Origin of the sequence: Paenibacillus qinlingensis (assembly GCF_031455095.1) — a bacterium.
In the GTDB taxonomy this organism is placed as follows: domain Bacteria; phylum Bacillota; class Bacilli; order Paenibacillales; family NBRC-103111; genus Paenibacillus_E; species Paenibacillus_E qinlingensis_A.
In genome coordinates, this window is sequence record NZ_JAVDSB010000001.1 from 874,951 (window position 1) to 893,415 (window position 18,465).

Consider the following 18,465-nt stretch of genomic DNA (forward strand, 5'->3'; position numbering starts at 1 on the left):
CTCCCCATGAATGTAAAAGGTACAAATCTCTTATGGAGATTTGTACCTTTTTTATGTAATCCATTTGTACAGCATGAATTGAAATGATTAACAAAACAGAGAGAAGCAAATACTACCTAAGATATGTCTGATACCATAGGATGCGGAACGGGGGATACATGTTTGTCGATTGTGAACAGCCTGAAAGAACATTTTCATCATGACAGGGAATACACTTCGCGCCATTTATGGTTAGGCAGTATTCCTATAACGTTGCTGGGATTAAGGACGCTTATTAATTTCCCACAATCTCTTACCATGATACGCGAACAATTACTAAGTGTAGATGGTTTAGATCACCTAGTCGAAGAGAGGCTGAAAGGGCTTGGTCACAATGTGTCTGAGTGCACACTAGACGATCTCATCTCAGAGCTATTAGATGGCATGCTCCTTGTTATTCATGAGCCATCTGGTACTTATATTAGTGTTATCCCGGTTGCACAACCGATCAATCGTTCAGTGGCAGTGCCATTAACTGAAAATGTGGTTAGGGGATCAAGCAGTGCATTTAACGAAGATATTGGGATCAATATTGGACTGCTTCGGAAACATATCAATTCAAGCGAGTTGCAGATTGCCACATATAGATTTGGAGAAGAATCGAAAAATTGCGTGATTTTGTCCTATATGGATACAAAGATTGATCCTACACTTCTAAAGTCGATTACTGATGCGATCGAGTCAAATTTAGATAAGGATATTACTAATGTGCAAGAACTATCCAGAATGTTTGGATTTTCAAACTTTACGCTAGTTACTCGATACAATACAACGGAATTGCCACAGAGTGCAGCTCGAGCTTTAAAAAATGGTAAAGCGGTGCTTTTCATTGAAAGATTGCCGTTTGCCTTGGTATTACCGAGTCTTGTGTCAGATATGTTCGTTATTGCGGATGATTCCAATCATCCGCCAGTGTTTGCAGTGACACTGGGCCTCATCCGGATTATAGGTGCGCTAATAACACTCATTATCCCTGGTTTGTACGTTGCCCTAGTCTCTGTGAATCCAGATGTACTGCGATTCGAGCTTGCGCACTCCATCGCACGAAGTCGGATAGACGTTCCTTATCCAGCCATCGTGGAGACTTTGTTGCTATTATTTATTCTGGAGTTAACCTTGGAAGCCATTATCCGACTTCCCCCAAGTATAGGACCTACGGTTACCATGGTTGGGGCGATTGTATTAGGACAGGCAGTCGTAGCCGCGAAATTAGTAAGTAGTTTACTCATCATCGTATTGGCAGCGACGTCGATTTCAAGCGCAACCATTGTTGGCTATCAAAATGGGCTGACGATACGATTGTTTAAATATATATTATTACTTCTATCAGCCATATTTGGCGTCCTAGGTCTTTTGTTTGGGATCGTCATTATCTGCTCCTATTTGGCTGGTGTCAAATCACTTGGAGTGCCGTACCTGCAATTGAAAAATCCAGAAGGTGAATGACATGATGAAAAATGTACAAGTGGCAGTAATCTATATCTTAACCCATTTAGGGCTGATATTCTTTGCGTATCCGACGGATATTATAGCGAGTACGAAGGAAGCACATTGGATACCTGTAACCTTAGGTTTCATCATCCATGTCATCGTCATCTATACTTATCTGAAGGGGCTTAGTTATTTTAAGAATCAGAATATCCTACAAATCCTGAGCAACAAGAACAAAGTCATCGTCTGGTTAACGTTATTTCCGGGTCTCCTGTACCTCTTTTTGGTCATTGTGATTACAATTAGGGCTTATGCTGAAATTATTTCGATTGTTTTTCTAGCCGACACCCCGATCTGGATTCTGATGTGTGTGTTGCTAGGGATTCCTGTATTTATGGTCATCCATGGTGGAGTGAGAGCGCTATTAAGAGTAGGCCTATTATTAGCAGTCTTATTTCTGCCTCCTATGCTTTTTGTCATGATATCAACTTTTCAAAATATCGATCTGCACTATTTATTTCCATTAATTCCCAGTAGTCGTACAGATCTATTCGCATTTCTAACTCACTTTTCCTTTTATAAAAGCTTGTTTGCGTTCGCGGGTGGCTTTCTATTCCTCGGTTTTATTCCATCCTATATCACATTTAAGCCCAAAACCATCTATATAAGCAGCATCATCCTTTTACTCTTTTTCCTGCTATCTGTCTACATTCCTATTCTGACATTAGGGGAAGAAACCGCCAAGCAGCTTGCATTTCCCTTCATTTTCACGATTGATACAATAGAAATTAACTGGCTGATGTTTGATCGGATTACGATTTTTTTTCTATTAAGTCAAATCGCCTTTGTTATTCTGTTTGTTGCAATGACCCTGTGGCAAATTGCTTGCTTAATGCGGTGTCGAGTCAAAAAAATGAAATATCCGTATTTACTAACCGCCATAGCCATTGTTGTGCTCTTGGTTTGTTTATTCATTCCTGACTGGGAGAGTGTAGAATTATTGCTGCAGTGGAACTCAATTCTTCGATTCTATGTTGCTCTAGTTGTTCCTATTGTCATTTTCTTCTTCGGGTATCGATATCATCAAACAAGCCAGAGAAAGTTGACGTGAAGACTATGCTGAAATGGATCTTGGCAACTCTTATGCTATTTATACTAACAGGCTGTTGGGATAATAAAGATATTAATCATCGCTCTTTACCGATCGCTATGGGGGTTTCGTATAATCAAGGCAACTATACGGTCTTTCTGGATATTCCCAAAGTAAGTGCTACAGATACGATTCAAATCGTCTCGGACAGTGGCGACTCCATCAATGAAATCATTGATCGCATTAGCATGAATATGGAGAGCGAAATTGATTTGCTCCATCTGAAAATCATTATCGTTGATAAAGAGTTTGCCAGACACGGTTTAAATGATGGTGTGGCTAGCCTTATTCGCTCTAGGCATGTTTCTCCGAAGACACTGTTCGTTATTTGTGATGAATCGCCAGAACAATTTTTTCGGAAAATGGATCGAAATTCGAATGATGGGACCATGATTTATGATTTTTTCCAAAAAAATTGTGGGTTGAGTCCTGAAATTGCCTATACACAAACGTGGAAAATTTTTAGGAGCATTCACTCCTTTACCAACGATGTGGTCATACCAGTCATTAAATCAGGCAAAACAACTGTTATTGAAAGCTCGGGGTCAGCCATTATGAAAAATGGCAAAATGGTAGGAAGACTCAACAATGAAGAAACCTTACTAATGAATGTTTTTAACGGAAATAAAACGCAGGGGAAAATTGAAGTAACGGGGAAGGCTACAGTTCAAATCGTAGGTAACACCCTCGTACATCGAAGCTCCATCGTGAATAACCAACCGCTTTTAAAGAGTAACCTACACTTAAAAGTAGTCTTGTTGGACACGAAAGGTAAACCAACATTAGAATCCATCAAATCCGATTTGAACACGGAGGTTTTGGCACGATTCGAACAACTATTTGAAAAAATAAAGCAAGGCGGGGCAGACGTCCTAGGAGCAGGACAACATTTCAGGAATGATTTGACGCGGTCACAACTGGAAGTTTGGCGAACAACGTATTTTACAAATTTGAATATTGATTTAAAGGTCTCGACTACGATTCGAAATACGGGGAATTTGAAAGCTTCGTAAACTAACATAAGTGCGATCTAATAAGCTGTCTCAGCAAGGTTGAAGAACCTTTGGGGATGGCTTTTTTGCCTTGCAAAATAAGTTGATAAACAGCCAGAATTCTATGAGTTTCGTCCATGCACGGGTATTTTAGGGAACATATGATATAGAAAATAGAAACGGTTTCCGCTATGCAATAGGACAGGATATTCCTATTTTGGAGGTGTGATGCTTTTGAGCAAACTTGCCCAGTTAATGAATCATATTGGCACTGTAGGTATGACAAATATCGAAAAAGTGCAAGTCGAATATGCAAACGAAACCGAGTTGAAAATAAAATTCAATATTGGTGATGGCGCTATTCAAAGAATATCCGAATTTGATAAGTTTGTAGCAACCGTTGATTGGATCCAGGTCAAGGAAATTGATGTTGAAGAGTACCAGGGAAGAGAAGTGAAACTTAAATTTTATGTAGCTGCGATAGGGCAGATGGGAGTAACAGGAGCTCCCGGAGAGACAGTAGAGACGGGAACTACGGGGAGTACAGGAACGGATGGAACTACAGGTGCAACAGATGAAACTAGTGATCTAGGTGAGGAGATAGCTACGGATGCAACGGGGGAAATGGGTGAAACAGCTGAAACAGGTGAAAAGGGTACTACAGAAGCTACAGTTGCTAGTCTTGCAACAGGTAAGTTGAAAAGAAGAATCCGTCGATGGATCACAGCGATACGTATCTTCTTTGTAAAGAACACAAGAACGTAGCATTAATTTACCTCACGATTATGTATAATGGTTCTAAACGACTATGATGATGAGGTGATTGAAATGATTCAAGTTAGGGTGTTTTCTAGTTCGAATAAAATGCTTGTACAAGATGATGCCAATAAGTTCTTGGCTGGACTACCAGAATCATCCGTTGTCGATGTTAAGTTTTCCTCTTCTGATGGGTCTTTCGATATTTTAGTTACTTATAAATCGTAGATTTGGTATAAGACAAAACGACACATAAACAGCCTTAGGACGACCATCGTCCTAAGGCTGTTTATGTGTCGTTTTTCCTTTAAGAATTGTCAGTAATAGGCTAGTTGACTTCATCACTAAATAGCGTTATATTGTAGATGTTGTTAATCGGCGATAACTATTGTCGACATTAAAAAATGAAAAATAAAGGAGTAATGAGATATGGAAATCAGATTGGATTATACGAAAGTACGTCCTGAATCTTTGCAAACACTATTAAAATTGGAAGGCTATGTGAAGAAAAGCGGTCTTGACCCTAAATTAGTGGAGTTAATTAAACTCCGCGCCTCTCAAATCAACGGCTGCGCTTATTGTCTGGATATGCACTCCAAAGATGCGCGAGCGATGGGGGAAACGGAACAGCGAATTTATTTGCTCAACGCTTGGCGAGAAGCGCCATTTTACACTGAATCTGAGCGGGCTGCACTTGCCTTAACAGAAGCTGTGACCCAAATCTCTAACGGTGGTGTATCAGAGGAATTGTTTGAGAAAGTCCGTAGACATTTTGACGAAGAACAATTTGTTGACTTGATTATGGCGATTAATGCGATTAACGCTTGGAATCGTATAGCGATTTCAACAGGTATGATCCCTGGCGAATATCAGCCACCAGCAGCGAAATAAAGAATATTTATTGTGCAAGTTATCTTCTCCTCAAAAATCTCCTGTAATTCACTGATAATAATTATCATTATTGGTTACAATAGATGTAGAAACATAGAAAGAGGCCAAAACGGCCTCTTTTCACTCAAATTCTAAACTTTGGATTCAAACGTACGACAATCCGTTTCTTCTGAATTGCGCGCTTGATTGCTGCCGTGGTGACTCACGATTGCAATTGATTTCGCATTACATTTGTTCTCATTGGCCCAGTATTTGCAGGAATTCACTTCACACATTACATCTTTTGCCATGTCCTTTTCACCTCCCCTACCTCATAGGGTGGGCGAAAGGGACCTCTTTTTATACATCGCATGCAAAATACTTATTTAATGATCATCATTGAAGATTTCACATCCCTATTCACAATCGCACAGATCATCTTCATATACTTGAAGTAAGCGATAAAAGATTTCAAGGGGATGAAGAAATGGCTGGAAAGGATGAGCTTCAAACCTGTGTCAGATGCAAATACGTTGCAGGGAAAGAAGACAGGTACTGCATACGTTGCGGGGCGCCGCTCAAGAATAAATGTACGAAAGAAAAATCCCTGATGCATAAGGGTTGTTATAAAGTTAACAAAGCGGATGCGAAGTACTGTGCGGATTGTGGGACAGAGACGACGTTCAGTCAATTGGGGTTTATCTAATAAAATAACCTGAGATAAGGACCTTGTCCTTCCCTCAGGTTATTGTCTTTCTTCTGCAAGGATGCCAGTTTACTTCTTCTGCAGCACAGCCTGCCATAAATCAGCTGAATCATAGCCTAGGCGCCAAGCAGCAACACCGGCGATGTCGTACTTTTTGGCAATGTCCATACGCGCTGTAACGGTCGCTTGATTCTCTAGCCAGAGAACGTACGTGTAGCCATTCTCTTTGTATTCGACACGGTATTGTCCAAATTCACTGTCCCATGTTTGGGTGGTTGATTTCGAAGCCATTAAAGCAGGGATGTCTTTCATCAGTACGGTGCGGTTACCGACCAATGCTCCTTTGGCATCTAACTGCCATTCACGTACATAATACGGAATGCCAAGTATGATTTTATCACGTGGAATCCCATAGGATAGGAACTCTTGAACGCCTCCATCTGCCCAAGGAATACCCGCAACGGAGCCTGGCGATGTACTTCCCTTCCAATATTGATCGTAAGCCATGATAACGACGTAATCAACAATGGAACCGAGCTTCTCATGGTCAAATGCGGATAGATGATTCCATTTCACACTGCCGCGCGGCAGATCAATCGAGATGACTAAATCTTTGGCATGTGCGGCTGAGGTTAATTTGGTCATAAACGCTGTGAACGCATTGCGATCTGAACCCGCTAAGCTTTCGAAATCCACATTGATGCCTGGAACACCCAACTGGACAGATCGGTTGACCAAAGCTGTAATGAACTTGTCCTGTGCTGCGGTGTTTGCCAAAAATTGTGTGGTTAACGTAGAGCTAAATTGGTTACTAACTAATGGATAGACCGTATAGCCATTTTTCTGCAGCCATTTGACGGTATCCACATTCGACGTATCCTTCAAATTGCCCGCGTTGTCTGCTAATTCGAAATAAGAAGGGGAATCGACATCTAGTCCAAGTGTGTTAGAAACATGAGCTTTAATCGTCTCTGCACCTGAACTGCCATTCCAGCCCCAGACTTGAAGTTTTTTGAAATTATCCCATAATATCCGATGCTCCAAGGTTTGAATCGAAGAATTACTGTACTGTTTACCATAGGATAAAGCTTCTGGTAAGGTTTTAAACTCACCAATCAGATTCGTACTTTGATACACTTGATATGACGCATAGTTGTTCCAAATTTTACGACCTTCTCGGTAAATAGCGCTATGTCCCCATAGCTTTGCATAGTTGATCGCGTCATCAACGGAAGTGAATTCCTCAAGAAAAGCATCATTTTGAAATACTTTATAAGTTTTAAGATTGCTGTAAACCGTTTGTTTGGTATTGATATTGACGACAGTGGAATTCCCCCAATTAAGAGCTTCGTTAATCGCATCTTCCAAAGAGGCAAATCCCCAATTAGGTGCTGAAAAAGATCCTTGATACACCTTGTATACCACACTGCCCGCGCTGTTTGCCGCTTGCGGGATGTTATCCCACACCCACTTATTCGAATTCATATCGATAATATGAGCGCCGCCCCACTTTTTAGCCTCCGAGATGGCATCAGGTAGACTAGTAAACTTCCATGAATCTTGTGTAATCTCATTTTGATAGACTTGGAAACGGGCGTAATTGTTCCACACCCAACCCGTGGATTGTAGATCCCGCACACTCGCGTTCGTCCATTTTTTAGCTTCAGCGATAGCTTCATTCAGAGTGGCGAATTGCCATTCCGGCAGGGTGAGATCTTGCTGATACACTTGATAGCGAGGGAAATTGCTCCAAATCCAAATACGAGTGCCAATTTCTTCAACATGACTGTTCGAAAACCATTTCGCATACGCTTCGGCCTGTGCATACGTTGCAAATTCCATGAGTACTTGATTGTACTGAAAGACGCGGTATTTCGTCGTTTTGTCTATACTAGATGGACCATTGCTTGCTGCGAAAACTGTTGAAGGCACCGTCATGGAGAGTAGTAATGTGCCGCTAAGTAACCATTTTCCTATTTTCATTCATTCCGCCTCTTTCTAGTAAGCTACTCTATTGGACGCATGAAAAGGTAGATTGGTTGCGCTTTCGACCCCATGGAAGTTCATGGATAAAGTATGAAGTTGGACGATGACCCGACTTTTTAGTAACATATGGAGAGAATGGTTTAACCGTGATGAACTTAAAGGTGAGGGGATTTCAAATGACGCAATATCCAGAGGCATACACCGATTATTTATGTTATTTTCACGGAGAGCGGGATTATTTCGAATGTCATGAAGTTATGGAAGAATATTGGAAGGAACATCCCAATGACCCAGCGAGGTTAACGTACGTAGGACTTATTCAAATTGCTGTAGGCATGTATCACAGTCGTAGAGGGAATTACGCAGGCGCTGTGAAAATGCTGCAAAGTGCTGCGAAAAACTTGCAAGCTGAAGATGTGCGTACCTTGGGGTTAGATGATGTGGAACTGCAAGCAAGAATTGCGCAAGCATGGCAAGCGATCGGAACTGACAATTACCAATTTGTCGATATGAATTTGCCTATTGCAGATCCTGAATTGCAGGATTTGTGTATGGAATTATGTCAGCTTAAGGGCTGGACTTGGCAAGCGCCGAGCCGGCTATTGGACGAGATGATCATTCATAAACATACGCGAAGAGATCGGACTGAAGTGATTGAAGAGAGGGCAAGACAACATCATATTCGAAAGGAATTAGGTGGCAAGGAATGAGTTCAGAGGGTAAAATTCTAGTCGTTGAAGATGAACCTAATATTTCCGAGGTTGTCAGGCTGTATTTGGAGCATTCGAATTATGAAGCGATTCAACTGTTTCGCGGCGGCAATGTGCTTAAAACGATCACAAATGAACGGCCATGCTTGGTGCTGCTCGATATCATGCTCCCGGATGTATCTGGCTATGAATTGTGTGAGCAAATTCGCAGGATGGATGCTCCTTACCATCACACCCCGATCATTTTCTTAACGGCAAAAGGTGAATCTTTGGATAAGTTGAGAGGCTTCAATCTGGGAGTCGACGATTATTTAGTGAAGCCATTTGATCCGAATGAGCTAATTGCGCGTATTAAAGCTGTGCTCCGCAGAACCTTGCAAGTGCCCGCTGATATGACGGGGCCACAAAGCTCACCGCGCAAATGGTTGGAAATGGGCAATATTATGATCGACTTAGAGCAGTATCGTGTAACGGTTGATGGCAACCGAATCGAATTAACGCCGAAAGAGATTGAGCTTCTATTCTTCTTAATGAGCAATCCAGGACGTGTATTTACACGCGAGGATTTGCTCGGGTATGTGTGGAACTTTGATTTTACAGGAGGAACACGTACCGTGGATGCACATGTGAAAAACCTTCGGAAGAAGTTAGGACAGCATGAGACGTGGAATATCCAAACACTGTGGGGAATCGGGTACTCATTTGAGGTTGTTCAGCATGCTTAAACGTTGGGTCATGGGGAAGTACAATAGCTTGTATATTAAAATTTTCCTCTCCTTTCTTGCGACCTGTGTACTTTTTTTTATCGGTCTATTCGTCTTTTGGAATTATTATTTTACAGATCTCTTCTATAAGGATAAAATCGAGCTTCTAGAAAAAAGAAATACAGAAATTGCCCGCTTATTGAATTCGGTTCAGGATGGCACTATTTCTATCCGTGAATTGAAATATACCGTTCGGATTCTCGCCAGAAGTATTAATGGACAAGTCTGGCTCGTGGATGAGAAAGGCAATATCAGCAACGGTTCATCCGATAGTGAAGGAAGAGCCATTCCCAAACAGATGGACACGTTGTTTATTGATGGTTTGCATGGTCGTACAGGGCATAGCATGATTAGTCTGGAAACGCCGGAAGGGAAACGAAACTTATTTGCCTTCTACGCTCCGTATCAATTAAATGATCAGCCGATGGTCATTATTCTTCATTTCCCTGCAGGTGACGTGCGTGAAGTCATTTCCGCGGTTCGTCTGAATATTTTATTACCGCTCTTGTTTTCGCTTATTGCCGTTGGCTTTATCTTGTTCATTGTTTCCCGTAAGCTCGCTGGGCCGCTGCAACAGATGAATCGTGCTGCATTAGAGTTGGCACATGGCGATTTCAAGACCCGTGTTCCAGTCAATTCGCAGGATGAAGTGGGACAGTTGGCGAAAAGCTTTAATTTCATGGTGGAGAAACTGGAGGAGTGGGAGGAGACGCGGCAAGAATTTCTCGCCAATGTCTCGCATGAGCTCAGATCACCGTTAACAACATTACGTGGTTTCATCATTGCAATGAATGATCATATTATTCCTCAGGAAAAATACCCGCACTATTTAACTATTTGTGAACAAGAAGTGCAGCGTTTGCAACGGCTAGTAGCGGATCTTCTTGATCTTGCCCAGATTCAAAATGGGGTGGATGTCTTTCGGCTGCGACCCGTCGATATGATTGAATTATTGGAAGATTCAATGGAACTCTTGAAGCCTGCGATGAAAGAGAAACACATTTCTTTACATCTCATCTTACCCGAAACACATGTTGAAGGATGTTACATACTGTTAGACCCGGATCGTTTTGCCCAAATCATCCATAATCTCATCTATAATTCGTTTAAATTTACCCCAGAAGGGGGTACAGTGACACTCGCATTAGAAGAGAATGAGAAAGAAGTCCATTTGTACATTCGTGACACAGGGGCTGGGATGACAGCTTCCGAATTATCTCGCATTTGGGATCGATTCTATAAGGCAGATGAAGCTAGAACATCCAAAGCAGACGGAATTTCGGGGACGGGGTTAGGTCTTACAATCGTCAAGCATTTAGTCACCGGAATGAATGGTACAATTAACGCTCGTTCCCGTGTTGGGGAAGGGACAGAGTTTCATATCGTATTTGCTAGAAAAAGCTAAAAGTTCACAAAATGTTCACAATTTTATCATACTTCATACACATATTTCGCCTATCCTGTTGCTGATGGATAGGTTTTTTTGTGGAGGTGTATGTTGGTTGAGCAGCAGTACACGCAATAGTTTGCTGTGTGTAATCCTCACGACCTTCTTGGTAGTCGGTTGTACTAATCAGAGTATCGGACAAGTTGGATCCTCTGCAGCTGTGGCTCCGTCTATGCCTGCTTCAGCCCAAGTCTCGCAAGAGATCCCTGCGGCAGAAGATGTACAAAATGTAACAGAGCAGCAGCTGGTTATGCTATTTCAAGGGTTAATCGTGATGGATCGACAACCGTTATTAGCATTAACAGCAGAGCAATCTCGATCCATTTTGCCCATTGTTCGCAAGAGTGAAGAAGAAGGAAGTATTGACGAATCCGAGCGTAAAGCAGTCATCCAAGTGTTAACGAAAGAGCAGAAAGCTTACCTGGATGAACAATCGAAGCAATTGAAGCAGCGTATCGCAGAACGAGTGAAAGCTCATAGGGAAGCGTTGACAGCGGCGGAGAGGGAACGGTATGTAACCGCTTTCGAAAAGAGGAGGAAGTCCGAACAGCAGATTGAAGCTGGTGTCTCAGAGCGTGTCAACAGCGATGCGCCATCTCCTGATTCTCGTGGATTAGGGATCAGCGTCGAGCAGCAATTAATCGAATTACTGGTTTCGAAGTCGTAAGATTGCGTACAAGCGTACAATTGCTAAGGGGGAAGTATCAGAATGAAATTTTTTCGCAGTAAATGGTTCATCGTGATTGTGGCAATCCTCGTTTGTGCTGGTGGTTCCTATGCCTATCTATCGAAAGGAAAGAAATCGAAAGCAGCAGAGACCAAAGAAGTTACAGTCGATGTTAAAAAAGGGAACATTCGCTCCTCTGTTTCGGGAACTGCCCAATTTGAGCCTAAAGATACCCAAACGATTACGTCTACAGAAAATGCCGTCATCAAATCGATAAGCCTGACACGTAATCAGCCGGTTAAAGCGGGAGATGTTCTGATCGAATTGACAAGCTCCAACTTGGAAAATGATCTACGAGATAACCAAACGACTTATGAGCAATTGGCGAAAGATTTGGCCACGAAGCAACAACAAAGAGGAATTACCGGTGTTACCGCACCTATTAGCGGGAAATTAACGTATGCCAATATTGATGTTGGCGCAACGATTAATAAATCGACGAAAATCGCTACGATTGGCGATGCGAGTACGCTAACCGTTACCTTGCCATTTTTTGTGGAGGATGCGGCACAATTACATAAAGGTGATACCATTGACATTACGGTTGATGGCTTCATGATCACCAAAACAGGAACAATAGCAGCCATTTCCAAAGATCCGAAATCGGATGGTAAGGGCGGTAAGCTTGTCGATATCGATATTCAAATTAAGAATGACAATTCCATGGATGCAGGTTTGAATGCAATGGGATCTGCGACGATTGGCGGACGTGCGGTTGATTCGCAAGGGAAAGCAGCACTACAGTACGTGCAGGTTGCTACCGTTCTTGCAGGTACGACGGGCAGTATCTCCACATTGCCTTTCAAAACAGGTGTAATTGTGCACCAAGGTGATCTGCTTGCCTCGTTCTTGAATGATACCTTAGACGATGACATCACGACAGCGCAAGCTGCCCTAGAGCGTCAGAAGTTGAAAGTAGATGCGGCACAAGATCGCGTAACCGCATTGAAAATTCTTGCTCCTTTTGATGGTGTGTTCTCAACAGATTTCGTGAATAAAAAAGTGGATATTCTGAGCAACTTCCGCCCGGGAACAAGGGTTCAAAGCGGCACGCAGTTTGGTACTGTGGCTAGCTTTGCCAAAATGCAGCTCCCGGTTCAAGTGGATGAGCTGGACTTGCCGAACATTAAAGTAGGAATGAAGGCTGAGATTAAGGTTGATTCTTTCCCAGGACGCCCATTCCCAGCTGAAGTGACTCAAGTCTCTACGGTAGGTACGACAACGAACGGTGTAACTTTTTATGACGTTATTCTTGCTACTGAAAACAAAGATAATTTGTTGAAATACGGAATGACAGCAACGGGTGAAATTTTGATTCAAGATAAGAAAGATGTTCTGTACATCCCACCAGAAGCACTTCAACTACAGCGTGGTAAACGCGTTGTAACTGTGAAAAAAGCGGATGGCACATTAGAAACAGAACATGAAGTGAAAATTGGTATTCGTTCCACAACCCAAATCGAGATCACCGAAGGACTTAAAGAAGGCGATAAAGTTCTCGTCCCTCAAGCTGCAAAAAGACAGCAAAATTTAAGTCAAGACGAGATTAATCGTTTGAGACAACAATTCCAACAAGGCGCAGGTGGTCCCGGTGGAGCAGGCGGTGGTGGTAACTTCCAGCAATTCCAACAAGGTGGCGCAGGCGGAGCTGGCGGTGGAGGCAATGCCGGAGGCGGAGCTGCACAGCGTACCCAAGGTGGCGGTAATGCTGGTGGCGGAAACAGATAATGCTGCCCTGAAAGGAGCTATTGCGGGATGAATATCATTGAACTAAAAGATATTACGAAAACCTATAGGCGCGGCGAGGAAGATCTTCCCATTCTCCGCAATATATCGTTATCTGTAGCCGAGGGTGATTTTGTCGCCATTATCGGACCAAGTGGTTCCGGCAAATCAACCTTGATGAATACAATCGGTTTGTTGGATATACCAAGCTCAGGCAGCTATACGTTGGATGGTGTTGTGACGGAACGCATGAGTGATAATGAATTAGCTGAGTTACGCAATCAGAAGATTGGCTTTATCTTTCAGCAGTTTAATTTGCTTCCGCGATTGACGGCGATGGAGAACGTTGAGCTTCCGATGATTTACGCGGGCATTTCTAAGAAAGAGCGTAAGGAGCGTGCCAATGCCATGCTGAAAATGCTTGGGATGGGCGAACGCGGTCATCATCGACCAAGCGAGCTGTCCGGTGGTCAGCAGCAGCGTGTAGCCATTGCGCGTGCGTTGGCTATCTCACCATCCTTGATTTTGGCGGATGAGCCGACAGGAGCTTTGGACTCACGTACAGGTGAGGAAGTGCTCGAGCTAATCCTACAACTTAATGCACAAGGCAATACGATCGTTCTCATTACGCACGATCATCATATCGCGGATAATGCCAAACGTGTCGTTGCCCTTCGCGACGGCGTCATTGTGGATGACTATCGAAATGACACGAACAAAGCTTTGTTGCAGCAAGAGGTGAGCGTATGAAGGTAAGTGAACTCATCCGGATGTCGCTTCGGACGATTATTTCAAGTCCAATGCGAACATTTCTCACCATGCTAGGCGTTATTATTGGCGTAAGCTCGGTCGTAACGCTCGTTTCCATCGGTCAAGGAACTTCGGAGGCGATTGCGAAGCAATACGAGAACATGGGAACGAATTTACTTGTGGTTACGGCGACTGGGACCGGACGTGCGACACAGTTAAGCTATGATGATTTAATGAATTTTGAGAATTTCGCGGAATTCAAATCCATTGCACCGACGATGTCGAAGAACGGATCAAACATCAAATATGATCGTACACAAGAGAAATATAATGTGCTAGGAACGAATGATCGTTATTTCGACATTATCAAAGCAAAAATCGATAAAGGTCGGAATTTGTCGCCAACTGACCTTGAGTTTCGTTCCAATGTTGCGATTTTGGGCAGTGAAGTGACGAAAAAGTTTTTCGGAACATTAGATCCAGTTGGCGAAAACATCAATATTGATGGTGTTGTGTTCAACGTCATTGGGACGCTCAAAGAAAAGGGCTCAAACATTGGGGGAGCTTCTGTCGATAGCTCTGTCATTGTGCCGCTGGAATCGGCAAGACGTCAATTTAAGCTGGGACAAATCCGGACAACGTACATCGAAGCACCTACAAAAGAGGATATTTATACCGCTCAGGAGACGATGAAGCAGTTCCTGACGTATAAGTTCAAAAGTGATACAGGCTTTGTTTTAACGAATCAGGACGAGCTATTGAAAGCACGGACAGAAGCAACCAATACGCTTACGAATCAATTAGTAGCGGTTGCGTTGATTTCCTTGCTTGTCGGTGGAATCGGGATTATGAATATTATGTTGGTTACGGTAAGTGAACGTACACGTGAGATCGGGATTCGCAAATCGATTGGCGCGAAGCGTCGAAATATTTTGTTGCAATTCTTGGTGGAAGCGGTCGTTATCAGTGGAATGGGCGGCTTGATCGGACTTCTGCTAGGGATTGGTTTCTCTTATGCACTGCCGTATTTCAGCCCGAAGCAGTCAACCAGTCTTTCATTTAATGTAGGCCTTTATTCCTTCTTATTCTCTGTCTTAGTCGGTGTAATTTTCGGTCTATATCCGGCTAATAAAGCATCCAAGCTGCGTCCGATTGACGCATTGCGTTCTGACTAAATGTAACTACAAGGAGGACTTCCTGTGATTCAACAACGTAAAATGAAAAGACTGCTCAGTCGTTCAGCTTTATTGCTAACTGCTGCTAGCTTTCTAACACTTCCTCTGGCAACCTCAGCTTTCGCTGGTAAGGAAGGTGTATTTCTAAGTGATTCCGTCTATTTCACATTAGACAAAGTGTCGTTATCAGTTGGAGCGGAGGATGGCTCGTTACGTTTCTCACTAGGCTTGAATAATCATAGTGACGCCATCGTCGATTTTAATAATTATGGTGTTAAAGTCATAGATGCGAATGGCATTACGTATACAGCGAAGCTTAATGAGAAGGTAGTAGCACGTGTGAAGGCAGGAGAGACGGGGACGTTTAAATTTACGTCAGAAATTCCGAACAATCTAACCCCTTCCGATTTGAAAGTGGATATTTTCAGATGGAATAATAACACGACTTCAGAGATTGGTGCGCTTTCTGTCGAATCTGCGATGGTTGATGGGGGTCAAACCCTGGAACAGCAAGCAGTTATTAATTTAAAAGAGATTGATACAACGCTGGCTGAAGAAGTTATAGTAACTGCTAAACTAGGTAAAAGTTATAAGGTTTACAAAGACGGTGTGTGGATGGTTTACACGGATCTGACACTTGCGAATGAAAGTAGTTCAAGCGTTAAGCTGCCAGAAGCACTGGAACTCAATTTCACAGACGGTAAAGGATTGACCTACGGAGCACAGTTTATTGGCAATGTAGGATCATTGCTTCCTGAAGAGCCTGTGACTGTGAAATTGCAGGCAGCTGTACCGGCTTCGATAGATACGAACAAATTGTCTTTGGTTTTTTCACCTAAAGGCAAAGTGAAAACGACGGTGCTAGGCACATTGAACGCTGCAAAGACGTTCGCCGTAGGCAAAATTGGTGACAAAGTAGCTTATCCATATACAGAATCGAATGATGATTTGAAAGGTCTCGTCATCTCGACCTCTTGGGCAACAGCCGTTCAACAATCCGATGGGTTGCATGTACAGGCGAATGTGACGTTGACCAACGAAGGTGAAGGAATTATTACGATTCCAAACCTAACAGCTGAGTTCCAGGCGAATCGTGGCAACGTTGGCGTGACATCCAGTGATAACGCGGTACGTACTTCGTATTTATCACCAAATGAGTCCACTACGTTCCGTTTCCAAGGCGTGGTGCCTGCGGCGCTAAGCGCAGAAGTGTTACAACTTGTTCTGCTGGAGAAACAAGCTGCTGCTGCGACAACAACACAAACAGGTATAGGCAGCAATGGCAATACGGGGAATACGGAGAACAATACAAATAACAATACGAATAACAATACGAATAACAATGGGAAACAAGTAGCCTCTCTGCCAGTAGCTGTAACCACACTTGCGGGTGCAGGTGCTGCGAGTGAAGGTACGACCTATGCAGCAGCTCAAGATTATAAGATCGGTGAATCTTTTAAATTTACATCCTCGAATGCGATTGATTCCAACGTGGATATGTCTCTGGTTGAGCTGGGTTTGAGTGTGAATTCAGATTTCGGTTACAAGACGGTCGTTGGAAAATACAAATTAACGAATAAAGGCACATCCACCTTAACGTTGCCGGATATTCAAACGGATTTAACGAACGAAGATGGCTACACCTATACAGGTGTTCGTCAAACTAATGTGGCGAAGAGCATCGCTCCGAATACAAGCTATGTGATGAGCTACTCGTACATGGTACCTGATAGTGAGGATGCGGATAAGCTTGCGCTAAATCTGTATGATACAAGCCGATTGGCACTTGGCTCATACAAGGCAGAAGTGCAGCCTGTACCATCGACGGGTCCTATCTCCGTATATCCATTTACGATCGATTTTGACGATTACTCGATAAGTACGACCTATAGCAAAGACGGCGGGTATGGTTACCGTATGCGGTTAGATCTGGATGTGCAGCGTCAAGCACAAGTGATCACAGATGCGAATTTCTCCTCGCTCTTGTTTGAAGTGGTGGACATGGAAGGACGTCTATTGAGCTCCAAAACAATGACCTTCACAGGTCAGCAAAAAATAATGTCCGGTATTCAGTTCCTAGAATTTCCAAATTTAAGATCGGAACAAGATACATCAGGCTCATTTATCAATATTTATGAAGTTGTTTCCACGCCGAATGGGGAAGCCAAACGTTTGATCAGATCAATTAAGCCATAATCGAATGGGTAAAATGAAAAAAAGAGTAGGTCCAGATAAACTGGATCTACTCTTTTTAGTTACTATAACAATTCTGGAGCGAGTGGATAAGCCGAATCTACGAGATCTAAACGACCTGTTTCCGGATCGATGATCATGCCGTGAACGGGTAAATTTTTAGGTAATAAAGGATGATTTCGGATGATATTCACACTTTTCTCGATGCCTTCTCGCACATCATTGAATCCTGTTAGCCATTTGTTCAGATCAATCCCTGCATGACCTAATGTTTCAATGACATCATCGGAGATTCCTCTGGATTTCGCATTGGCAATAACGTTTGCCGAGTTAAGTCCTGTCATCCCGCAATCGTAATGTCCAATGACGAAAACTTCATCAGCCTGCAACTGATAGACAGCAACAATAATACTGCGCATGAGACTGCCGAAAGGGTGAGAGACGATGGCGCCGGCATTTTTAATAATTTTAGCATCACCATTATGTAGATTCATGGCTTTAGGAAGTAATTCGACTAAGCGTGTATCCATACATGTAACAACGACCATTTTCTTGTCTGGAAATTTCGTGGTCAGAAACTCTTGATACTGTTGCGTTTCTACAAAATCCTTGTTGTAGCTCAAAATTTCATTAATCAAAGACATGGTGTTCCCTCCAGGTAAGTTGTTGGCTGCGTTTCTATGTTGTGCAGCGTTATCGTTTGTCGACTAGGCTCATACCCGCATTGTAAATCTGATTATTACTCTTTAGTATATAGGATTTATTGGCTTCGTGAAAGTCGATTTTCATATTCGCCTCGAAAAAGATCTCGTCCTTCGCTTTATAAACCAGTGGAAAAAAGTCGGTTACAGCCTTAGCATCCTCAGCTTTTGCCTCAGTAACCAGCCACAAAGTAGGTACACCATTCACCGAACAACCGCAGCCTTCCGTATCAAAAACGAGTTTCAGTAAGGTGTTGTTTTGATCCAAATATGGTGACAATCGTTGTTTCGCTGTATCCGTAAACGTGATGTTCATTCCGGTCATCTCCCTCGTTAAGTTGCA

At 42.9% G+C, this 18,465-nt stretch carries 19 protein-coding genes; 15 read left to right on the top strand and 4 right to left on the bottom strand.

From position 1 onward, the window contains the following. Positions 1-123 precede the first annotated feature (123 nt). The 6 genes from J2736_RS03915 to J2736_RS03935 all read left to right on the top strand — a co-directional run bounded on the left by J2736_RS03915 (position 124) and on the right by J2736_RS03935 (position 5,259). Complete coding sequence (locus tag J2736_RS03915) at positions 124-1,485, top strand: spore germination protein (RefSeq protein WP_310223730.1); 1,362 nt, start codon at positions 124-126, stop codon at positions 1,483-1,485. A gap of 1 nt (position 1,486) precedes the next feature. Then, entirely contained in the window at positions 1,487-2,581 is a 1,095-nt protein-coding gene (locus J2736_RS03920) for a GerAB/ArcD/ProY family transporter (RefSeq protein ID WP_310223731.1), read from the top strand. A gap of 5 nt (positions 2,582-2,586) precedes the next feature. Then, complete coding sequence (locus J2736_RS03925) at positions 2,587-3,633, top strand: Ger(x)C family spore germination protein (RefSeq protein WP_310223733.1); 1,047 nt, start codon at positions 2,587-2,589, stop codon at positions 3,631-3,633. Between the two features lie 213 nt (positions 3,634-3,846). Further along, positions 3,847-4,377 (top strand): hypothetical protein, encoded by a 531-nt coding sequence (locus J2736_RS03930; protein WP_310223735.1) that lies wholly within the window; start codon positions 3,847-3,849, stop codon positions 4,375-4,377. A 63-nt stretch (positions 4,378-4,440) separates the two neighbouring features. Beyond that, positions 4,441-4,596: a sporulation protein Cse60 gene (locus J2736_RS34265; RefSeq protein WP_397340217.1), complete on the top strand. Its 156-nt coding sequence runs from the start codon at positions 4,441-4,443 to the stop codon at positions 4,594-4,596. Positions 4,597-4,797: 201 nt separating this feature from the next. Further along, positions 4,798-5,259, top strand: coding sequence for a carboxymuconolactone decarboxylase family protein (locus J2736_RS03935; RefSeq protein WP_310223737.1), 462 nt, complete (start codon positions 4,798-4,800; stop codon positions 5,257-5,259). A gap of 131 nt (positions 5,260-5,390) precedes the next feature. Here the strand turns inward: J2736_RS03935 and J2736_RS03940 are convergent, their stop codons facing one another. Continuing rightward, positions 5,391-5,549 (bottom strand): DUF1540 domain-containing protein, encoded by a 159-nt coding sequence (locus J2736_RS03940; protein ID WP_310223739.1) that lies wholly within the window; start codon positions 5,547-5,549, stop codon positions 5,391-5,393. Between the two features lie 176 nt (positions 5,550-5,725). Here J2736_RS03940 and J2736_RS03945 point away from each other — a divergent pair, with 176 nt between their 5' ends. After that, positions 5,726-5,944: a hypothetical protein gene (locus J2736_RS03945; RefSeq protein WP_310223742.1), complete on the top strand. Its 219-nt coding sequence runs from the start codon at positions 5,726-5,728 to the stop codon at positions 5,942-5,944. 69 nt (positions 5,945-6,013) lie between these two features. Here J2736_RS03945 and J2736_RS03950 read toward each other — a convergent pair whose 3' ends face one another. Beyond that, complete coding sequence (locus J2736_RS03950; protein WP_310223744.1) at positions 6,014-7,927, bottom strand: glycosyl hydrolase family 18 protein; 1,914 nt, start codon at positions 7,925-7,927, stop codon at positions 6,014-6,016. Between the two features lie 179 nt (positions 7,928-8,106). Here J2736_RS03950 and J2736_RS03955 point away from each other — a divergent pair, with 179 nt between their 5' ends. From J2736_RS03955 to J2736_RS03990, 8 genes are all read left to right on the top strand, one after another. Continuing rightward, on the top strand, positions 8,107-8,640 hold the full coding sequence (locus J2736_RS03955; protein ID WP_310223747.1) for a DUF309 domain-containing protein: 534 nt from the start codon (positions 8,107-8,109) through the stop codon (positions 8,638-8,640). Beyond that, positions 8,637-9,365 carry a response regulator transcription factor gene (locus tag J2736_RS03960; protein WP_310223749.1) on the top strand — a complete coding sequence of 243 codons (729 nt, stop codon included), beginning with the start codon at positions 8,637-8,639 and terminating at the stop codon, positions 9,363-9,365. Before J2736_RS03955 ends, J2736_RS03960 begins: the two co-directional genes overlap by 4 nt. Then, entirely contained in the window at positions 9,358-10,809 is a 1,452-nt protein-coding gene (locus J2736_RS03965; protein WP_310223751.1) for a sensor histidine kinase, read from the top strand. Before J2736_RS03960 ends, J2736_RS03965 begins: the two co-directional genes overlap by 8 nt. Before the next feature lie 97 nt (positions 10,810-10,906). Continuing rightward, entirely contained in the window at positions 10,907-11,518 is a 612-nt protein-coding gene (locus J2736_RS03970) for a hypothetical protein (protein WP_310223753.1), read from the top strand. Between the two features lie 42 nt (positions 11,519-11,560). Beyond that, positions 11,561-13,306, top strand: coding sequence for an efflux RND transporter periplasmic adaptor subunit (locus J2736_RS03975; protein ID WP_310223754.1), 1,746 nt, complete (start codon positions 11,561-11,563; stop codon positions 13,304-13,306). 27 nt (positions 13,307-13,333) lie between these two features. Continuing rightward, on the top strand, positions 13,334-14,053 hold the full coding sequence (locus J2736_RS03980) for an ABC transporter ATP-binding protein (RefSeq protein ID WP_310223756.1): 720 nt from the start codon (positions 13,334-13,336) through the stop codon (positions 14,051-14,053). Then, the gene (locus tag J2736_RS03985) at positions 14,050-15,228 is read left to right on the top strand and encodes an ABC transporter permease (RefSeq protein WP_310223758.1); all 1,179 of its coding nucleotides are present in this window, start codon (positions 14,050-14,052) and stop codon (positions 15,226-15,228) included. The genes J2736_RS03980 and J2736_RS03985 overlap by 4 nt, the downstream gene beginning before the upstream one ends. 24 nt (positions 15,229-15,252) lie before the next feature. Then, entirely contained in the window at positions 15,253-17,424 is a 2,172-nt protein-coding gene (locus J2736_RS03990) for a hypothetical protein (RefSeq protein ID WP_310223760.1), read from the top strand. Between the two features lie 62 nt (positions 17,425-17,486). Here J2736_RS03990 and J2736_RS03995 read toward each other — a convergent pair whose 3' ends face one another. Beyond that, positions 17,487-18,065: a beta-class carbonic anhydrase gene (locus tag J2736_RS03995; protein ID WP_310223764.1), complete on the bottom strand. Its 579-nt coding sequence runs from the start codon at positions 18,063-18,065 to the stop codon at positions 17,487-17,489. Between the two features lie 49 nt (positions 18,066-18,114). Continuing rightward, a complete protein-coding gene (locus tag J2736_RS04000; RefSeq protein WP_310223766.1) occupies positions 18,115-18,438 on the bottom strand; it encodes an iron-sulfur cluster biosynthesis family protein in 324 nt (107 codons plus the stop codon). Between the last annotated feature and the right edge of the window lie 27 nt (positions 18,439-18,465).